Below are 16,697 nucleotides of genomic sequence, written 5' to 3' on the forward strand. Positions count from 1 at the left end.
AATTTGAAACATCATGGCGGATGACAAACTTCCACGCGATCCCCTGAGGCGCGAAGCAGCGCTCGCTGCTGCGCGCCCGGAGGCGCCGGCGCGGCCGTTCATCCATCTGCGGGTGCATTCGGCGTATTCGCTGCTCGAGGGAGCCTTGCAGGTCGCCGCCGTTGTCGGTCATGCTGTCAAGGACGAGTGCCCGGCAATCGCCGTCACCGACACCAACAATCTGTTCGGCGCGCTGGAATTTGCCCAGAAGGCAGTGAAGGACGGCATCCAGCCGATCATCGGCTGCCAGATCGATCTCGCCTTTTCCGGCGAGACCAGCGACGCGCAGCGCGACCGCCGCCGCCATGGTCCGGAGATGCACGCCGTGGTGCTGCTCGCCGCCACCGAGGCCGGCTACAGCAACCTCGTCAGGCTGGTCAGCCAGGTCTATCTGGAGACGCCGCCGGGCGAGCCCGTGCATCTGACGTCAGCAATGCTGGAAGGCCATAGCGATGGCCTGATCTGCCTCAGCGGCGGGCCGCGCGGCCCGATCGGCCGGGCGCTGAAGGAGGATCGCCGAGATCTTGCCGAGACGCGGCTTCTGGCACTCAAGGCGCTGTTCGGCGACCGGCTCTATGTCGAGCTGGACCGTGTTTCCGGTTATGACCGCGCTATCGAGAAATCATCGGTCGACCTTGCCTATATCCATGATCTGCCGCTGGTCGCCACCAATGAGGCGTTCTTCGCCGCCCGCGACGACTATGACGCGCATGACGCGCTGATCGCCATTGCCGAAGGGTCCGTCGTTGCCGCCGACAACCGCCGCAGGCTGACACCGGACAATTTCCTGCGCAGCCAGGCGGATATGGCGCGGCTGTTCGCCGACCTGCCGGAAGCGATAGACAACACCGTCGAGATCGCGCTGCGCTGTTCCTACTATCCCAAGACCCGCAATCCGATCCTGCCACGCTTTACCGGCGGCGATGTCGCCGACAATGAGGTGGCGCTGAAGGCCGAGGCCGATGAACTGCGCCGGCAGGCCCATGAAGGTCTCGACGCCCGGCTGGCGGCGCATGGACCCACCGCCGGCTACACGGTCGAACAATACCGCGAGCGGCTCGATTTCGAACTCTCCATCATCGAGAAGATGAAGTTTCCCGGCTATTTCCTGATCGTCGCCGACTTCATCAAATGGGCCAAGGCGCAAGGCATTCCGGTCGGGCCGGGCCGTGGTTCGGGCGCCGGATCGCTGGTCGCTTATTCCACGACCATCACCGACATCGATCCGCTGCGCTTCTCGCTGCTGTTCGAGCGCTTCCTCAACCCCGACCGCGTGTCGATGCCCGACTTCGACATCGACTTCTGCCAGGACCGGCGCGAAGAGGTCATCCGCTACGTCCAGCAGAAATATGGCCGCGACCAGGTTGGGCAGATCATCACCTTCGGTACGCTGCAGGCGCGCGCGGTGCTGCGCGACGTCGGCCGCGTGCTGCAAATGCCTTACGGCCAAGTCGACAAGCTCTCCAAAATGGTGCCGCAGAACCCCGCCAATCCGGTCAAGCTGGCGGATGCCATCGCCAATGAGCCGCGCTTTGCCGAGGAGGCCGAGAAGGAGCCGATCGTGCAGACGCTGCTCGATATGGCGCAAAAGCTGGAAGGGCTCTACCGCCACGCTTCGACGCACGCCGCCGGCATCGTCATCGGCGACCGGCCCTTGTCGGAACTGGTGCCGATGTACCGCGATCCGCGCTCCGACATGCCGGTCACCCAGTTTAACATGAAATATGTCGAGCAGGCCGGGCTGGTAAAATTCGACTTCCTCGGCCTGAAGACGCTGACGGTGCTGGAGACGGCGGTGAAGCTGATCCGCCGGCGCGGCATCGAGATCGACCTGGCGACGATCCCGCTCGACGATCCTGAAACCTACGCCATGCTGTCGCGCGGCGAAGTGGTCGGTGTGTTCCAGGTGGAAAGTGCCGGCATGCGCAAGGCGCTGATCGGCATGCGGCCCGACTGTATCGAGGACATCATCGCGCTGGTGGCGCTCTACCGTCCCGGCCCGATGGAGAACATCCCGACCTACAACGCCAGAAAGCATGGCGAGGAGGAGATGGCATCGATCCATCCCAAGATCGACCATCTGGTGAAGGAGACGCAAGGCGTCATCGTCTACCAGGAACAGGTGATGCAGATCGCGCAGGAACTGTCGGGCTATTCGCTCGGCGAAGCCGATCTGCTGCGCCGCGCGATGGGCAAGAAGATCCGCGCCGAAATGGACAAGCAGCGCGAGCGCTTCGTCACCGGCGCGGTCGAACGCGGCGTCGGCAAGCCGCAGGCCGACTTCATCTTCGACCTTCTGGCCAAGTTCGCCGACTACGGCTTCAACAAATCGCACGCGGCCGCCTACGCCGTCGTGTCCTACCAGACCGCCTATCTCAAGGCGCATTACCCCGTCGAGTTCCTGGCGGCGTCGATGACGCTCGACATGGGCAATACCGACAAACTCGCCGATTTCCGCCAGGATGCGCTGCGTCTCGGCATCGAGGTGGTGGCGCCGTCGGTGATGACCGGCTTCCGCAATTTCGAGGTCGGCGAGAACCGCATTTACTATTCGCTGGCGGCCCTCAAGGGCGTCGGCGACGCTGCGGTCGAGCACATCGTCGCCATGCGCGGCGAAAAGCCGTTCAAGAATCTCGCCGATTTCTGTGAAAGGGTCGATCCCAAGATCGTCGGCAAGCGCGTCTTCGAAAGCCTGATCATGGCCGGCGCGCTCGACTGCTTCGGCCACGACCGCGCCCAGATGATGGCCGGCGTCGAACGGATGATGGGGCTGGCTTCGCTGGCGCAGCAGAATGCCATTTCGGGCCAGCACGACATTTTCGGCGCGTCGCTCGGCGCGCAGCAGCAGGCGCTCAATCTGCCGCAGACCGATCCGTGGCTTGCCGCCGACCGGCTGCACCGCGAATTCCAGGTCGTCGGCTTCTATCTCTCGGCGCATCCGCTCGACGAGTACAAGGCGGCCCTGCAGAAGATGCGGGTGCAGAACTGGGGAGAGTTCTCGGCCGCGGTCAAGCGTGGCGCCGCCGCCGGCCGGCTGGCCGGCACGGTCACCACCAAGCAGGAACGCAAGACCCGCACCGGCAACAAGATGGGCGTCATCGCCTTTTCCGACACTTCTGGCCAGTATGAAGCCGTGCTGTTTTCGGAAGGGTTGGCGCAGTATCGCGATCTGCTCGAGCCTGGACGTTCGGTGGTGATCACCGTTTCGGCCGAGGATAGGCCCGAAGGGGTCAATCTGCGCATCCAGACGGTGCAGTCGCTGGAGGATGAGGCCAGCCGCATCCAGAAGGCGCTGCGCATCTTCGTGCGCGATGCGGCTCCGATCGGCATGCTGGCCGGCCAGCTTGCGGTGAAGGGCGAGGGCCAGGTCAGCTTCGTGCTGATCAAGGAGGCCGGGCAAGGTGAGATCGAGATCGAATTGCCCAATCGCTACCGCATCTCGCCGCAGATCGCGTCGGCCATGCGCGCGGTGCCGGGGGTGGTCGAAGTCGAGCTCGTCTAGGCTGCCCTGATATACACGGCAGTCGCATCGACGTCGGCCAGTGCATGACGGCCTAAGAATGCTCTGGGCCTGACATTGCAGCCGATAGGGCCAGCGTGCGGGGCGTGGTTGAACTGACCTTCCTTTGAACCACATGCGTTGAGCAGAAACTTCACAGGAACGCACAATCATGCCCAGCCGCGAACGCGTCGAAGCCTTCCTCAAGGAGGTGGTCGAAGGCAGCCACGTCAAGGCGATCGCCGACTTCTACCATGACGATGCCACCATGCAGGAAAATCTCGGCGTCCCGCGGCGCGGCAAGGAAACACTGATGGCGCATGAGCAGGCAGCACTCGACCGGATCGAGAAGATGCACACCCATCCTGTCCAGACATTCCTGGTCGATGGCGACAATGTCGCCATCCGCTGGACCTTCGACCGTATCGACAAGGCCGGCACCGTGCGCCGGCTGGAAGAGGTGGCCCTGCAGCGCTGGCGTGGTGACCGGATTGCGGAGGAGCGGTTCGTCTACGACACCGCCTCGGCCTGGCGCCTCGTGGGGCCGGACGGCAAGGTGGTGGAGGGCTGACGATCACCGGGGCCACTAGATCATGATGAGATTTGGTTGAAATCTCATCATGATCTAACCCTTTGTTGGAGCATGATCTTTTCCGCAAACCGGCACCCACTTTTTGGGATCATGCTCTAGACGACCCCGGCTGGGACCGTTACGCACTTGGTGATGAAAGCAGCCGAGAAGGACGGATTGCAGCAAAGCTCAGCGATGGCGCGGCTGCGTGACAGGCTGCGCAAGCTCTATCACGGACGCACGCCGGCGGCGTTCCGGTTTCAACTGGTGGCGGTCATCATCGACCTCGCCATCATCGCCTTCTTCGTTGCCACGCCGGTGCTCCAGGACAAGCCGTCATTCCTGTGGCTCGACTATACCGTCGCGGCGCTGGTCGCCGCCGACCTGATTGCCCGACTGTTAGCCTCCAACGACATGTTGCGGCTGATGAAACAGCCGACATCCTGGGTCGATGTCTTCATCCTTTTGACGCTGCTGATGCCGACGGCGCTGGCAAATCTGGCGTTCCTGCGCATCCTGCGGCTATGGTCGCTGTCGCGCAGCGGGTCGCTGTGGCGGCATTTCGAAATGCGTGGCTTGAGGCCCTGGCGCGAGGCGAGCCACGCGGTCATCAACCTGTTGACGTTCCTGTTCGTCATCACCGGCTTCGTCTACACCTTCTTCTTCCGCACCGGCGCCGGCCTCGAAAACTACATTGATGCGCTGTATTTCACCGTTGCCACGGTGACGACGACCGGTTTCGGCGACATCGTGCTGCCGGGGATCGCCGGCAAGCTGACCGCGATCGCCACCATGATCATCGGCATCTCGCTGTTCGTCAGACTGGCGACGGCGATTTTTCGACCCGCCAAGGTGTTCTTTCCCTGTCCGCAGTGCGGACTGCAACGGCATGAGCCGGACGCCGTGCACTGCAAGGCCTGCGGGCATCTTCTCAACATACCGGATGAGGGGAATTGACCGACCGCTACGAGGCCGCGACCTCGGCCGGCTTTGGCGCCTTGCGCTGCAGGTTGAGCAGGTTGCCCATCAGGATCAGCAGGGCGCCGCCGGCTGTAAAGATGTCGATCTGTTCGCTGTAGAGCAGCCAGCCGATCAGCGCCGACAGTGGCACGCGCAGGAAATCCATCGGTGAAATCACCGTAGCGTCGGCATAGGTGAGGGCACGCGCCATGCAGAAATGCGACGACATGCCGGTGAAGGCAATCAGCAGGATCCATGGCCAGAGTTCGAGCGGTGGGTTGCGCCATTCATAAAGCGCCGGGATCAGGCCGACCACCGACTGGATGATCAGCATCCAGAAGATGATGCGCACGACACTGTCCGTGCGGGTCAGCGACTTGACCAACACCACCGATACGCCAAAGCACACGGCCGCGCCGAGAACGACGAGGTGACCCGGATCCATGGAGCCGACGCCGGGGCGAACGATGACCACCACGCCGATCAGGCCAAGCACGACCGCCGCAATTTTCGGGCGGGAGAGCCTTTCGCCAAGAAACGCCACCGCCAGGATCGCGGTCCAGATCGGCGTGGTGAATTCGATCGATATGAGCACCGCAAGCGGGATCAGCGTCAGCGCATAGAGCCATGCCGCCTGGCCCGTATAGTGGATGACATTGCGAGCGATATGGGCCAACGGGCGCTGCGTGCGCATTGCGGCGAATCCGCCGCTCATCGTCACCAGCGGCAACAGAATGAAGAAGCCGATCACCGAGCGCAGTTCCAGCACCTGGAAGACGTTGAGCTCGGCGGTGGTTGCGCGGCCAGCGACTGACATCGCCAGAAACGAGGCGATCGACAGCGCCATCCAGAACGCGGCTTTCGGGATCGATGGGGAAGGTGCCATAGGCGCTATGTCGCAAGCCGGGACTTCTATCGCAACCGATAGGCGACGCATTCGACTGGGCCAGACCGTTGCAAAAACAGCCATGCCGGAAGTGGAACCTGACGCAACGGCAGGCGTTGGTTCCGGTATTGGCCAATTGCTGGACGCATCGTTCTTCAACATCAACGGGGGAGAGATTCCGATGAAATCATTCGCGCGGTTTCTGCTAGCCGGCTGCCTGCTAACTGCAAGCGCCACGGCCGATGCCGACGAGGCGAATTTTCTCAGCTCCTTGCAAGGGAATTTCTCCGGCAAGGGGACAGTCAAGGTCACCACCGACGCACCGACGGTGAATGTGTCCTGCACCTTCAATTCCGACGCGACCTCGAGTTCATTGTCGCTTGACGGCAATTGCCGTGGTCTTGTCGTGGTGACGCGCGCCATCAGCGCCAATCTGAAGGCCCGCGGGGCGAAGTATACTGGCGTCTATGTCGGGTCGCGCACCGGGCCGGCACAGCTCGCCGGCAGCCGTTCCGGGAACGCGATCAGTCTCGGCATTCGCTGGGCGGCGGAGGTCAATGGCGATCGCAAGGCGCGGTTGACGGTGGAGAAAACCAGCGGCGACGGAATGCGGTTGACCGTTACCGACGTCGATCCGAAAACCGGCAAGAACGTGGTGACGAGCCGCATCGATCTCAAGCGTATCTAAGCCGTCTCACTCCTCGATCGGCTCCGGCGGGTTGGGGTTGCGGCCTTTACCGAAGGTGTAGCCGGTTTCCACCGCCTTCTTGCCGAACTTGTCGCGCAGCGTATCGATGGCGCTTTCGGCCATGGCGCGCTTGCGCGAGCCGACGTCGACGAGATCGGGCGGATCGGCCTTCTCGTCATCCGAGAGATCGCTGACACCGATGCCAAGCAGCCGGTACTTTGTCCCGTCCGCCTCCTTGCGCAACAGCTCGAGCCCGGTCTGGAAAATGCGGTCGGCCAGCCGGGTCGGGTCGCCGAGCTGGCGGTTGCGGGTACGCAGCTTGAAATCCTGCGTCTTCAGCTTCAGCACCACGGTGCGCCCGGCAATGCCTGACTTCTTCAGCCGCGCCGAGACCTTTTCCGACAATCCCCTCAGCACTGGAACCAGTTCGCCCATTTCAGCTATGTCGGTGTCGAAAGTGGTTTCGGCCGACACACTTTTCGCATCCTGGTCGGGATCGACACGGCGGTCGTCCTGGCCGCGCGAGAGATGGTAGAGCCGGGTGCCCATCACGCCATAGCGGCGCATAAGATCGGCGCGCTCCATGCGCTGCAACTGGGCGATGCTGCGGATGCCGTCGCGTTCGAGCGTTGCGGCAAAAGCCTTGCCTACGCCCCAGATCAGCGTCACTGGCTGTTCGGCCAGGAAACCCAGCGCCTCGGCTTCGCCGATCACCGAAAAGCCGCGCGGCTTGCGGAAATCGGAGGCAACCTTGGCCAGGAACTTGCAGTAGGAAAGGCCGGCCGAAACGGTGATGCCGATTTCCTTTTCGACGGTCTGCGCAAAGCGCGCCAGCACCACCGCCGGCGGCATGCCGTGCAGGCGCTCGGTGCCGGCAAGGTCGAGAAACGCCTCATCGATGGAGAGCGGTTCGACCAGCGGCGTGAGCGCCTGCATCAAGGCGCGGACATCGCGGCCGACGCGGACGTATTTCTCCATATTGGGCGGGATGACGACCGCTTCCGGACAGGCTTCGAGCGCCTTGAACATCGGCATTGCCGAGCGTACCCCCTTGATGCGGGCGATGTAGCAGGCGGTGGAGACGACGCCGCGCTTGCCGCCGCCGATGATCAGCGGCTTGTCCTTCAGCGCCGGATTGTCGCGCTTTTCGATCGCCGCATAGAAGGCGTCGCAATCGATATGCGCCAGATGCAGCTGGTAGAGCTCGGGATGGCGGGTGAGTCGAGGGCTGCCGCAATGCTCACAGCGCCTGGTATCGCTGCGCTGAAGGGTCAGGCAGTCGCGGCAAAAACCGTGCTCGGGATTGTTGACAGGGGCCGCCATCGCTGCGAACATAAAGAGAACAGATGCAATGGTACGTCAGGACGGAAGCCGCCACAAGCGGTTAGCCGGGAGAGAACTCATGAGCACCACCATAGCGCCGCTGGCGCCTGACCTATGGGCGGATTTCGAGGATCTTTTCGGCAAGCAGGGCGCCTGTTACGGGTGCTGGTGCACGCATTTCCGGATGGCGCCGGCGGTCCGGCGGGCCAGCGACAAACAGCGCAACAAGGATCATATCAAGGCGCGCATCGACGCAGGGCCGCCGCCGGGGCTTTTGGCTTTCGAGGACGGCATAGCGGTCGGCTGGATGCAGATCGGCCCGCGCGCCGACGTGCCCGAATGGAACAATCGGGGCAGGGGCTCGGCGCCGGTCGATCCAACCGACGCCGTAGATCCCGGCGTCTGGGCCATCTCCTGCTTCTTCATCCGCGCCAGCGCGCGCGGCCGGGGCGTCAGCCACCGCCTGGTCGAGGGCGGCATCGCTTTTGCCCGCCAGAACAAGGCGCGGCTGGTCGAGGCGTGTCCGATCGACGTGTCGCGCGATTCGCGTTCGATCGGGCTGTTCGTCGGCTCGTCGCGTGTGTTTGAAAAGGCCGGCTTCGAGCGGCTTGTCGAACGCAAGGCCGGACGGCCGCTGATGCGGCTGGTGTTGTAGTCTAATTACCCGTCGGCGTTTGTTGATGTCCTGTGGAAGCTGTAGGTTGGTTTCATAGCAGACGAACGAAGCGTTCCTTTTTGGTCAAATGGAGAATTTTGTGAACCGTGTCTTGCCGCTTGCTTTCCTTCTCGCCCTCAGCGCTCCTGCCTTTGGCCAGGCTGTCGATGCCCAAGGTGCCAAGCAACTTTCCGATGAGCTCTCTCGCTATGTCGGCAAACAGGCGCTCAATGAAGGCATTTTGAAGATCTCAGCCGAGGAGGGTGCCTACAAGATCACCTTCGATGTGATGGCGCTTGTGGCCAAGATGCCGAAGCAGGATCTGAAGCGGTTCGATTTCCCGCCCGTCACGCTGCGGGTCAAACCGCGCAGCGACGGAGGCTGGGATGTCGCCTCGGATTTCTCTACGACTGGGTCCATCGAGGTAAATGGCCCAAATGGCCTGAACACCGGGCAAATCGTTGTCAAGGATGGCAAGTTCACGGGCGTCTATGACCCGGAACTGGCGGCATTTACCAGCGGCACCAGTTCGATTGCGGGCATGACGATGACGTCGCGCCAAGTCAGTCAATTGACCGATTTGAGCGTGGGGCTGGGCTCTTCCAAATTTGACGCCAGGAAGTCGGCCAACGGCGGCGTCGATCTTAATTTCACACAGGCGATGGCGGACTTCGTCGAAACGGTCAAAATCGATGACCGGTCAATCGCAGCGCTCCGGGCACCGGAGCTCGCTGTGAACGTGACCGCTAAGGCCATTCAGACCAAGCCGCTTCTGGATCTTTTGGCGTTCGCCGTCGCCCATGAGGACGAGGCCCGGCTGAAGGCCGATCAAGCAGAGTTCAAAACGCTTCTGCTCGGTGCGCTGCCGCTATGGGAACGGATCGATGGGACCTACGCATTCAAAAACCTTGCCATTGAAACATATGCCGGCAATTTCGGCGCGGCGCAGCTGAACACCGTTGTCGGCATGGACGGCATCACCAAGGACGGCAAGATCAGCTACGCATTCAAGGTTTCCGGCCTGACAATACCGCAGCAGATGCTGCCCAGTTGGACCGTTGCGTTGCTGCCGACGGATCTCGACCTGAATTTCGGCGGCGCCAAACTCGATCTCGACAGTATGGCCAGGAAAACCATCGACACCCTCGATTTCAGCAAGGATCCACCGCTGCCGCCAGATTTCGGCGACGAGATTTCCGCCAATTTCCTGGCCAAGATACCAAAATTCGTTCTCGGGCACAGCACGGTGAAGAACGGCGACATCGAGGTCGCCATGGAGGGCGAAATGACGTTCCCCGGCAAGAAGCCGGATGCGAGCGTGACCGTCGACGTAACCGGCTACGACAAGATCGTTGAAACCTTGCAGGCGGCGGCTAAATCTGACCCGGAGGCCTCGCAGGCTTTCACAGGGGCGCTTGCGATTAAGGGATTCGCCAAGACGCTGCCGGACGGCCGTATCGAATGGGTGATCAACGCCAGGCATGATGGGTCGGTGACGGTCAACGGCGCCATGCTGAAGGGGCCTGATCCGGTCGTGGAAGACAACACCGATCAGGATGCGAGCCCTGGGACAGCAACGAAGCCCTGAGCGCTGGACTCAGAGGCGACTAACTCAGAGCCCCAGCGCGCTCGCGATCTTCGGCGCGGCCTCGTGCCAGTCCTCGACGGAGATGATGTCGTCCGGCACCGGCGGCAGGAAGGCGCGCAGCGAATTGTCGGCCATCAGGTGGAAGAGATGGGCGTCGGCAACCGAGTTGCGTGCCGAGATGAGGTTGGCGGGCTGGTCGTCGACAAAGGCTACCGGCCGGCCTCTGCTACCACGCAATTTGGCCACCGCGGGTCCCTTGGCCATTTCGGTGGTCAATAGCGGATAGGGCAGACCGAGCGCATCGAGATGGGCGCGGCGGGCGGCGCGATGCCGGTGCGGCATGGCGGTCAAAAGGACGATCTCGACGCGGTCGCTGAGGCTGGCAAGCGCTTGTTCGGCACCGTCGGTAACGCTCTGCCAGTCGGCCTGCGTATCGAAGAAATCTCCGAGAAGTGCCGTCACCTCCGGCTGTTCGATCAGCCGGCCGCTCGCCGTTTCGGCAATGTTGCCGGTGAGACGGAAGGAGGCCAGGGTCAGGCCGAAGCCGCGCGATTTCAGGAAATGCGGAAACGGCCGGATGAATTCGAGCACGACATCGTCGACATCGAGGATCAGCAGAGGCCGGTCGTCGGCTGCAAGTTCGGCGATCTGGCGTGCCGTCTCGGGATCGTCGCTCATATCGAATGCTCATGGTCGTCGCCGCCAAGAGGCAGCGCGCGCAACGCCTTGCCGACTGAGGCCGGCGGAGTGTCGGTTTCCTCGGCAAAGCGCAGCAAGGTCGGCTCGTGGGCGAGGATGAACTGCAGCACGCCGGCAAGGAATCCCGGTTCGGCCGCGGCGCGGCGGATGGCGGACGCCTCGATGCCGGTGATGGCCAGGAAGCGCGGCAGGAGTTCGGGGTCGGCGGCGACGAAGCCCAGTGCCTTCACGGCAATTGTTTCCGCTTCCTCGCGCATTGACGCTGCGTTTGCCATCACTACTTTCTCGTTGCGGAAATGAGTCTCTTTTCCGCAGTAATCGCAAGCGTCGCCTGCGGCAAGCCACAGCCCCGGTCCAATGTGGTTTTCGAGGTGGAATCCGAATGGCTTTTGCCGCTTCGGGTTTCCGTTTCGTCAATCATATTGCCTTAAGAGTGGGCGAGGGGTTGGTGTGCTTCGACAAGGGCGCATGGCGGCAGGGCTTCGGGCAGAAGCTTGGCCGGGACGGGAAATCGATGCCTAAGAAGGTCATGATCGTCGAGGACAACGAGCTCAATATGAAGCTCTTTCGCGACCTCATCGAAGCCAGCGGTTACGAGACGGTTCGCACGCGCAACGGGCTCGAGGCGCTCGATCTGGCGCGCCAGCACAGGCCCGACCTGATCCTGATGGACATCCAGCTGCCCGAAGTGTCGGGGCTGGAAGTGACGAAATGGCTGAAGGAGGACGACGACCTCCATTCCATTCCGGTCATCGCCGTCACCGCCTTCGCCATGAAGGGCGACGAGGAACGCATTCGCCAGGGCGGTTGCGAGGCCTACATCTCCAAGCCGATCTCGGTGCCGCGTTTCATCGAGACCATCAAATCTTATCTCGGTGATGCCTGATGCCTTCACCCATTCCAGCCGGAGCCTTGTGACATGACCGCGCGGATCCTCGTCGTCGACGACATCCCTGCCAATGTCAAACTTCTCGAGGTTCGGCTGCTGGCCGAATATTTCGAGGTGCTGACGGCCTCCAACGGGCCGGACGCGATCGAGACCTGCGAAAACGGCAAGGTCGATGTCGTGCTGCTCGACGTGATGATGCCCGGCATGGACGGGTTCGAGGTCTGCAAGCGGCTGAAAAGCGATCCGGCGACCGCGCATATACCGGTGGTCATGGTGACCGCGCTGGGCCACGTTGCCGACCGGGTGCGCGGCCTCGAGGCAGGCGCCGACGACTTTCTCACCAAGCCGGTCAACGATCTGCAGCTGATGACGCGGGTGAAGAGCCTGGTCAGGCTGAAGTCGCTGACCGACGAGCTGCGGCTGCGCGCATCGACCACCCGCAACATCGGCATCGAGGCGCTGTTGAGCCGCAGCTTCGCGTCGGAGGACGCCACGCCGAAGGTGCTATTGATCGACGAGCGCAAATCGTCGGTTGAGCGCATCCAGAAAATGCTGCGCGGCAGCGCCGAGCTCGACATTGCGACCGATCCGCATGCCGGCTTCTTCCAAGCCGCCGAGGCGCCCTATGAGTGCGTGCTGATCTCGACCGGTTTTGCCGATTTCGATCCGCTGCGGTTGTGTTCGCAATTTCGTTCGCTCGACCGCACCCGCTTCCTGCCGATCATCCTGATTGCCGATGGAGGCGAGGAGGGGCGCATCATTCGCGGGCTCGAGCTCGGCATCAACGACTATCTGATGCGGCCGATCGACCAGCAGGAGCTGACGGCGCGGCTGCGCACGCAGGTGCGCCGCAAGCGCTACAACGACCAGCTGCGCGCCAGTGTCACCCAGACCATCGAGATGGCGGTGACCGACGCATTGACCGGGCTGCACAACCGCCGCTACCTCGACAGCCATTTGCAGACGCTGTTCGACCGCGCCGTGGCGCGGCGGCGGCCTCTGTCGGTGATGATCACCGATCTGGACCGCTTCAAGACCGTCAATGACTCGCATGGCCATGATGGCGGCGACGATGTGCTGCGCGAGTTCGCAAGGCGGCTGCGCAAGAACGTCAGGGGCATCGACCTTGCCTGCCGCTTCGGCGGCGAGGAATTCGTCGTTGTGATGCCGGACACGGACGGCGCGGTGGCGGAGAAGGTTGCCGAGCGCATTCGCGCTGAAATCGCCCAGCTGCCCTTTGCCATCGGCCCTGAAGGCAAGGCGATCGAAGTCACGGTCAGCGTCGGCGTGTCATCGGTTCTGAAGGGCGCGGACACGGTCGCGGCGTTGATGAAACGTGCCGACGTGGCGCTCTACGAAGCCAAAAGTGGCGGCCGCAACCGGGTCGTCGCCAAGGCAGCGTAGGCTAGACCACCGATTATGCAGTCAATCGGACAGGGTTAGGAATTTACCTTAATCCAAGCGATTCGGCAGGCTTGGTTAAGAAACTATTGATTTTCAAACATTGTTGCGCAAATGTGCGGTGCAAGAACAAGGGCGATGCGGGCACGAGGGTAGACAGCCGCATCGCTTCGCCGAATACCCCATGATGCTCAGGTCCGCCGCATCTCCTGGGTCCGTGGGGTCGGCCGGCCGGCGCTGGCACATAGTGGCCTCCTCGTACCGCTGCCATACGCCGACCGGCCCCCTTTTTTGCCAAAAAATGAGATGAGCACTTCGCGCCAAACAGCGGAGGGTTCTGGCTTTTCGGGGCCTTGAATCAAAAACGCCGCCCCAAGGGGCGGCGCTTTTGACAGAGCGTATAAAAACCAGATTACTTGATCTTGGTTTCCTTGAACTCGACATGCTTCTTGGCGACCGGGTCGTATTTGCGGAACGACAGCTTGTCGGTCTTGGTACGGCTGTTCTTGCTGGTCACGTAGAAGAAACCGGTGTCGGCGGTCGACAGAAGCTTGATCTTGATGTTTGCGGCTTTGGCCATTGTATCAGTCCGTTATGTTCGTGGGGTTTTGGCCGCTGGAGCGGGGGAAAACACCCGGACGCGGGAAACTTGGCGCGACACATAAAGAACGTGCCCGGAAAGTCAAGCCCGACGCCTTGCCTGTGTCGTAAGCACATGAGTTGTCCGGATTAGGTAGCACATGAGTTGTCCGGCTTTATCATCGGCCCGATGGAGGCTGAGGCTCAGGGCGTTCGAATCTTGAAAAGCCAAGCAATTGGCTTTTCGTCCGCTACGAGGCCGCTTCTCACCCCACAAGGAGAGAAGGTAAGGTCGCTGTTGCTCGCCCTCTGCGGGGCCGGATTTCTAGGCTTCTTCCTTAACTGGAAGCGCTTTCTTCCAGTCCCCGGTGGTGTTCCACCGGCGATTCGGATTGGCGCGGTCGTCCAGGCCCTTGGAGCGGCTGGCGAGGATTGGCTGGATGCGGATCACCGGCTCCTGGTAGGAATGCGCCTGGAAAATCGCCTCGACGACGCGGGCGGCGAGCGCCTGGTCGTCGGGCAACTCGAACGAGACCTCGACGGTGCCGGGGCGGCGGCGCAGTTCGGTTTCGACGCCGGCGGCTGCACCTTCCAGCGGCCGGTAGCGTTCGATGCCGTGCGCCGTTTGATAGGCGTTGCGATCGTATTTTCCCATCGCCAGCGGCGCGATCGCGACCACGGCGTCCATGATGCGGTCGACATCGGCTGCCGGGGCCTGGAAGCTGACAAGCAGCAGAAGCGTCATGCGCAGAGATGTGGTTTCAAAGCCGCTGTCGATCATCGCCGTATCCTCAAACTCGGGTTTTTTGGGACACCCTTTTAGCTGAGGTCTCCTGACACGGTTCTGTCAGCAGCGGCGACATCCCGTCAGGATTGCGCAGGCTGGCGACGGACAGGCTACCAGATCTTGCGGACCAGCCTGGCGCTGACCAAGGCGATATAGGCGGCAAAGAACAGGCCGAGCGACCAGCCGAAGCCGGAGGGCCCGAAGGCATCCATGCCGATGCCGATCGCCTGCGGGCCAAGCACCATGCCGACGCCGTAGCAGAGCACGAAGGCGGCATTGGCCGAGGCCAGTTCATGGCCGGAGAGCTGCGAGCCCAGATGGGCAAGGCCGATCGTGTACATGGCGGCCACCACGCCGCCCCAGACAAACAGAAGCGCCGCCATCAGGTGCCAATTGCCGGCGAAGAACGGCATGAAGATGGTGCCGGCAAGTCCGACCGTGGCACAGGCCAAAAGCAGATAGCGGCGGTCTGAGACGCGGTCGCTGATCATGCCGATAGGGATCTGCAACAGCACGTTGCCGAGGCCGATCATGGTGAGCAGGAGGGCTGCATCCGCCTCGGAATAGCCGATGCGGTTGCCATAGACGGGGAACAGCGCAAAGCCGCCGGTCTCGACGGCGCCGAACACCAGCACGGCGGCGGTCGCTGTCGGCACCAGCCAGATGTAGCGCAGGAAGTTGCTGGTTTCGCCGTCAACCACGATTGTGGGACTTTCATTCCGTGCGGCCAGCACCGGGATTGCGGCCAGCGCGACCAGGACGATGATGACGCCAAACGGCAAGAAGCCGGTGCTGCCGATATGGGCGAAGATCCATGGCCCGGCGGCGAAGCCGAGCGACAGCACTGTGGCGTAGATGCCGAGCACCAGGCCGCGCCGGCGCGGCGGCGCCGAGGTGCTGATCCAGAATTCCGACAGGATGAACAGCACCGTCAGCGCGATGTGCAGCACGACGCGTAGTGGGAACCACATCCAGAAGTCCGGCGCGAAGTGGAAGCCGACAAAGGCGAGCGCGCCGGCGGCGATCATGGCGATCATCGTCCAGGCGACGCCGAAGCGCATCGCCAGCGGCGTGGCCAGCGGGGCGCCGGCGATCGAGGCGAGGCCGGCGACCGCGGTGTTGAGGCCGATCATCGATGCCGAGTGGCCGCGGCTCTCGAGAATAACGCTGAGCAGCGGCATGCCGAGGCCTATGGCGATGCCGACGACGCTGATCGACGAGATCGCGGCGATCATCGGTAGCCAATGTACGCGCTCGTCGCCCTCTTGCTGGGTATCGACCGTCATGGGATGCCTGAATACTCTGTCTGTTTGATATTGCGCAATTCCGGACGGAAAACCGCGTCACACTTTTCCTGGAATTGCTCTAAAGAATTTCGCGAACGAAGCGGTTGCGGACAAGCCGGTAGAACGGCACGGACCCACCCGGTCGCAGGCGCGGATCGTCGGCAAGCCGCGTCTCCAGTTCCTGCAAGATCGTTCGGGTGATGTCGGGGATATCGGCCTCTCTGGCCTTGGCGAGCGGCAGCCAGACCAGTTCTTCCAGCTCATTGGTCGGGCCGCCACCCGGCAGTTCCACGGCGACATCGCTGCGCCAGGCGGTGAAGAAGCGGGTGTCGAAACGACGCACGCGATTGGGCGGGGTGATGGCGCGGGCGATGAAGCGCAGCGGCGCCAGCGAAGGCTGGACGCCGTGCTCGACAAAGCCCTGCCAGTCGCGTTTGTCGGTTGCGAAAGAGCCTTTGCGGCCGATGAGCAGGCCGGCTTCCTCATAGGTCTCGCGGATGGCCGAGAGCGCGATGGCACGGGCCCGCGACGGGCTGATGCGGCCGACGCCGGCGGTCAGCCTGGCTTCTTCCTCCGGAAGCAATGGGGTGGCAACGGCAATGCGGCTGTCGGCCGAATCGGTGCGGCCGCCGGGAAAGACGAACTTGCCGGGCATGAAGGCGTGGCCTGCATGGCGCCGGCCCATCAGCACCAGAATCTCGTCGCCCTCGCGGTCGAGCAGGATCAGGGTGGCTGCATCGCGCGGACGTATGGACTGGCTGCTGTGGGCGGCCGCGCCACGGTCCATCCTGCTGACTTCCGCCTTGGTCATACCTTCCATGCGCAGGACCTAGCGGAAACTTCTGGC

At 62.6% G+C, this 16,697-nt stretch carries 16 protein-coding genes; 8 read left to right on the plus strand and 8 right to left on the minus strand.

What is annotated here, in order from left to right:
* Positions 1 to 13 precede the first annotated feature (13 nt).
* From dnaE to X757_RS156540, 3 genes are all read left to right on the plus strand, one after another.
* Positions 14 to 3,541, plus strand: a complete 3,528-nt coding sequence (gene dnaE, locus X757_RS156550) for a DNA polymerase III subunit alpha (protein ID WP_023725719.1) — start codon at positions 14 to 16, stop codon at positions 3,539 to 3,541.
* Between the two features lie 169 nt (positions 3,542 to 3,710).
* Positions 3,711 to 4,109, plus strand: coding sequence for a nuclear transport factor 2 family protein (locus X757_RS156545; protein ID WP_023710634.1), 399 nt, complete (start codon positions 3,711 to 3,713; stop codon positions 4,107 to 4,109).
* 153 nt (positions 4,110 to 4,262) lie between these two features.
* Positions 4,263 to 5,066 (plus strand): potassium channel family protein, encoded by an 804-nt coding sequence (locus tag X757_RS156540; RefSeq protein ID WP_023725720.1) that lies wholly within the window; start codon positions 4,263 to 4,265, stop codon positions 5,064 to 5,066.
* Between the two features lie 7 nt (positions 5,067 to 5,073).
* Here X757_RS156540 and X757_RS156535 read toward each other — a convergent pair whose 3' ends face one another.
* Positions 5,074 to 5,955: a DMT family transporter gene (locus X757_RS156535; RefSeq protein ID WP_023725721.1), complete on the minus strand. Its 882-nt coding sequence runs from the start codon at positions 5,953 to 5,955 to the stop codon at positions 5,074 to 5,076.
* A gap of 181 nt (positions 5,956 to 6,136) precedes the next feature.
* Between X757_RS156535 and X757_RS156530 the strand changes: the two genes are divergently transcribed.
* Entirely contained in the window at positions 6,137 to 6,643 is a 507-nt protein-coding gene (locus X757_RS156530) for a hypothetical protein (RefSeq protein ID WP_023688308.1), read from the plus strand.
* A gap of 6 nt (positions 6,644 to 6,649) precedes the next feature.
* Here the strand turns inward: X757_RS156530 and X757_RS156525 are convergent, their stop codons facing one another.
* Positions 6,650 to 7,978 (minus strand): DNA polymerase IV, encoded by a 1,329-nt coding sequence (locus X757_RS156525; protein ID WP_023725722.1) that lies wholly within the window; start codon positions 7,976 to 7,978, stop codon positions 6,650 to 6,652.
* 67 nt (positions 7,979 to 8,045) lie between these two features.
* Between X757_RS156525 and X757_RS156520 the strand changes: the two genes are divergently transcribed.
* Together X757_RS156520 and X757_RS156515 are read left to right on the plus strand one after the other, a co-directional pair.
* Positions 8,046 to 8,621, plus strand: a complete 576-nt coding sequence (locus tag X757_RS156520; protein ID WP_023725723.1) for a GNAT family N-acetyltransferase — start codon at positions 8,046 to 8,048, stop codon at positions 8,619 to 8,621.
* Positions 8,622 to 8,721: 100 nt separating this feature from the next.
* Entirely contained in the window at positions 8,722 to 10,209 is a 1,488-nt protein-coding gene (locus X757_RS156515) for a hypothetical protein (RefSeq protein WP_023725724.1), read from the plus strand.
* A gap of 24 nt (positions 10,210 to 10,233) precedes the next feature.
* Here the strand turns inward: X757_RS156515 and X757_RS156510 are convergent, their stop codons facing one another.
* Entirely contained in the window at positions 10,234 to 10,887 is a 654-nt protein-coding gene (locus X757_RS156510; protein WP_023681574.1) for a hypothetical protein, read from the minus strand.
* Positions 10,884 to 11,183, minus strand: a complete 300-nt coding sequence (locus X757_RS156505) for a DUF3572 domain-containing protein (RefSeq protein WP_023688310.1) — start codon at positions 11,181 to 11,183, stop codon at positions 10,884 to 10,886. Before X757_RS156505 ends, X757_RS156510 begins: the two co-directional genes overlap by 4 nt.
* A 239-nt stretch (positions 11,184 to 11,422) precedes the next feature.
* Between X757_RS156505 and X757_RS156500 the strand changes: the two genes are divergently transcribed.
* The gene (locus X757_RS156500; protein WP_023667574.1) at positions 11,423 to 11,794 is read left to right on the plus strand and encodes a response regulator; all 372 of its coding nucleotides are present in this window, start codon (positions 11,423 to 11,425) and stop codon (positions 11,792 to 11,794) included.
* A gap of 33 nt (positions 11,795 to 11,827) precedes the next feature.
* Positions 11,828 to 13,201 carry a PleD family two-component system response regulator gene (locus X757_RS156495; RefSeq protein ID WP_023725725.1) on the plus strand — a complete coding sequence of 458 codons (1,374 nt, stop codon included), beginning with the start codon at positions 11,828 to 11,830 and terminating at the stop codon, positions 13,199 to 13,201.
* Between the two features lie 409 nt (positions 13,202 to 13,610).
* On the opposite strand, the gene rpmG is transcribed toward X757_RS156495, so the two are convergent.
* The 4 genes from rpmG to X757_RS156475 all read right to left on the minus strand — a co-directional run bounded on the left by rpmG (position 13,611) and on the right by X757_RS156475 (position 16,670).
* Positions 13,611 to 13,778 carry a 50S ribosomal protein L33 gene (gene rpmG / locus X757_RS156490; RefSeq protein ID WP_006201775.1) on the minus strand — a complete coding sequence of 56 codons (168 nt, stop codon included), beginning with the start codon at positions 13,776 to 13,778 and terminating at the stop codon, positions 13,611 to 13,613.
* Between the two features lie 324 nt (positions 13,779 to 14,102).
* Entirely contained in the window at positions 14,103 to 14,558 is a 456-nt protein-coding gene (locus tag X757_RS156485; protein WP_023681571.1) for a hypothetical protein, read from the minus strand.
* A gap of 116 nt (positions 14,559 to 14,674) precedes the next feature.
* Entirely contained in the window at positions 14,675 to 15,850 is a 1,176-nt protein-coding gene (locus X757_RS156480; protein WP_023681570.1) for an MFS transporter, read from the minus strand.
* 79 nt (positions 15,851 to 15,929) lie between these two features.
* Positions 15,930 to 16,670 carry an NUDIX hydrolase gene (locus X757_RS156475; protein ID WP_023725726.1) on the minus strand — a complete coding sequence of 247 codons (741 nt, stop codon included), beginning with the start codon at positions 16,668 to 16,670 and terminating at the stop codon, positions 15,930 to 15,932.
* Positions 16,671 to 16,697: the final 27 nt, after the last annotated feature.

It is taken from the genome of Mesorhizobium sp. LSHC412B00, assembly GCF_000503035.1.
GTDB lineage: Bacteria > Pseudomonadota > Alphaproteobacteria > Rhizobiales > Rhizobiaceae > Mesorhizobium.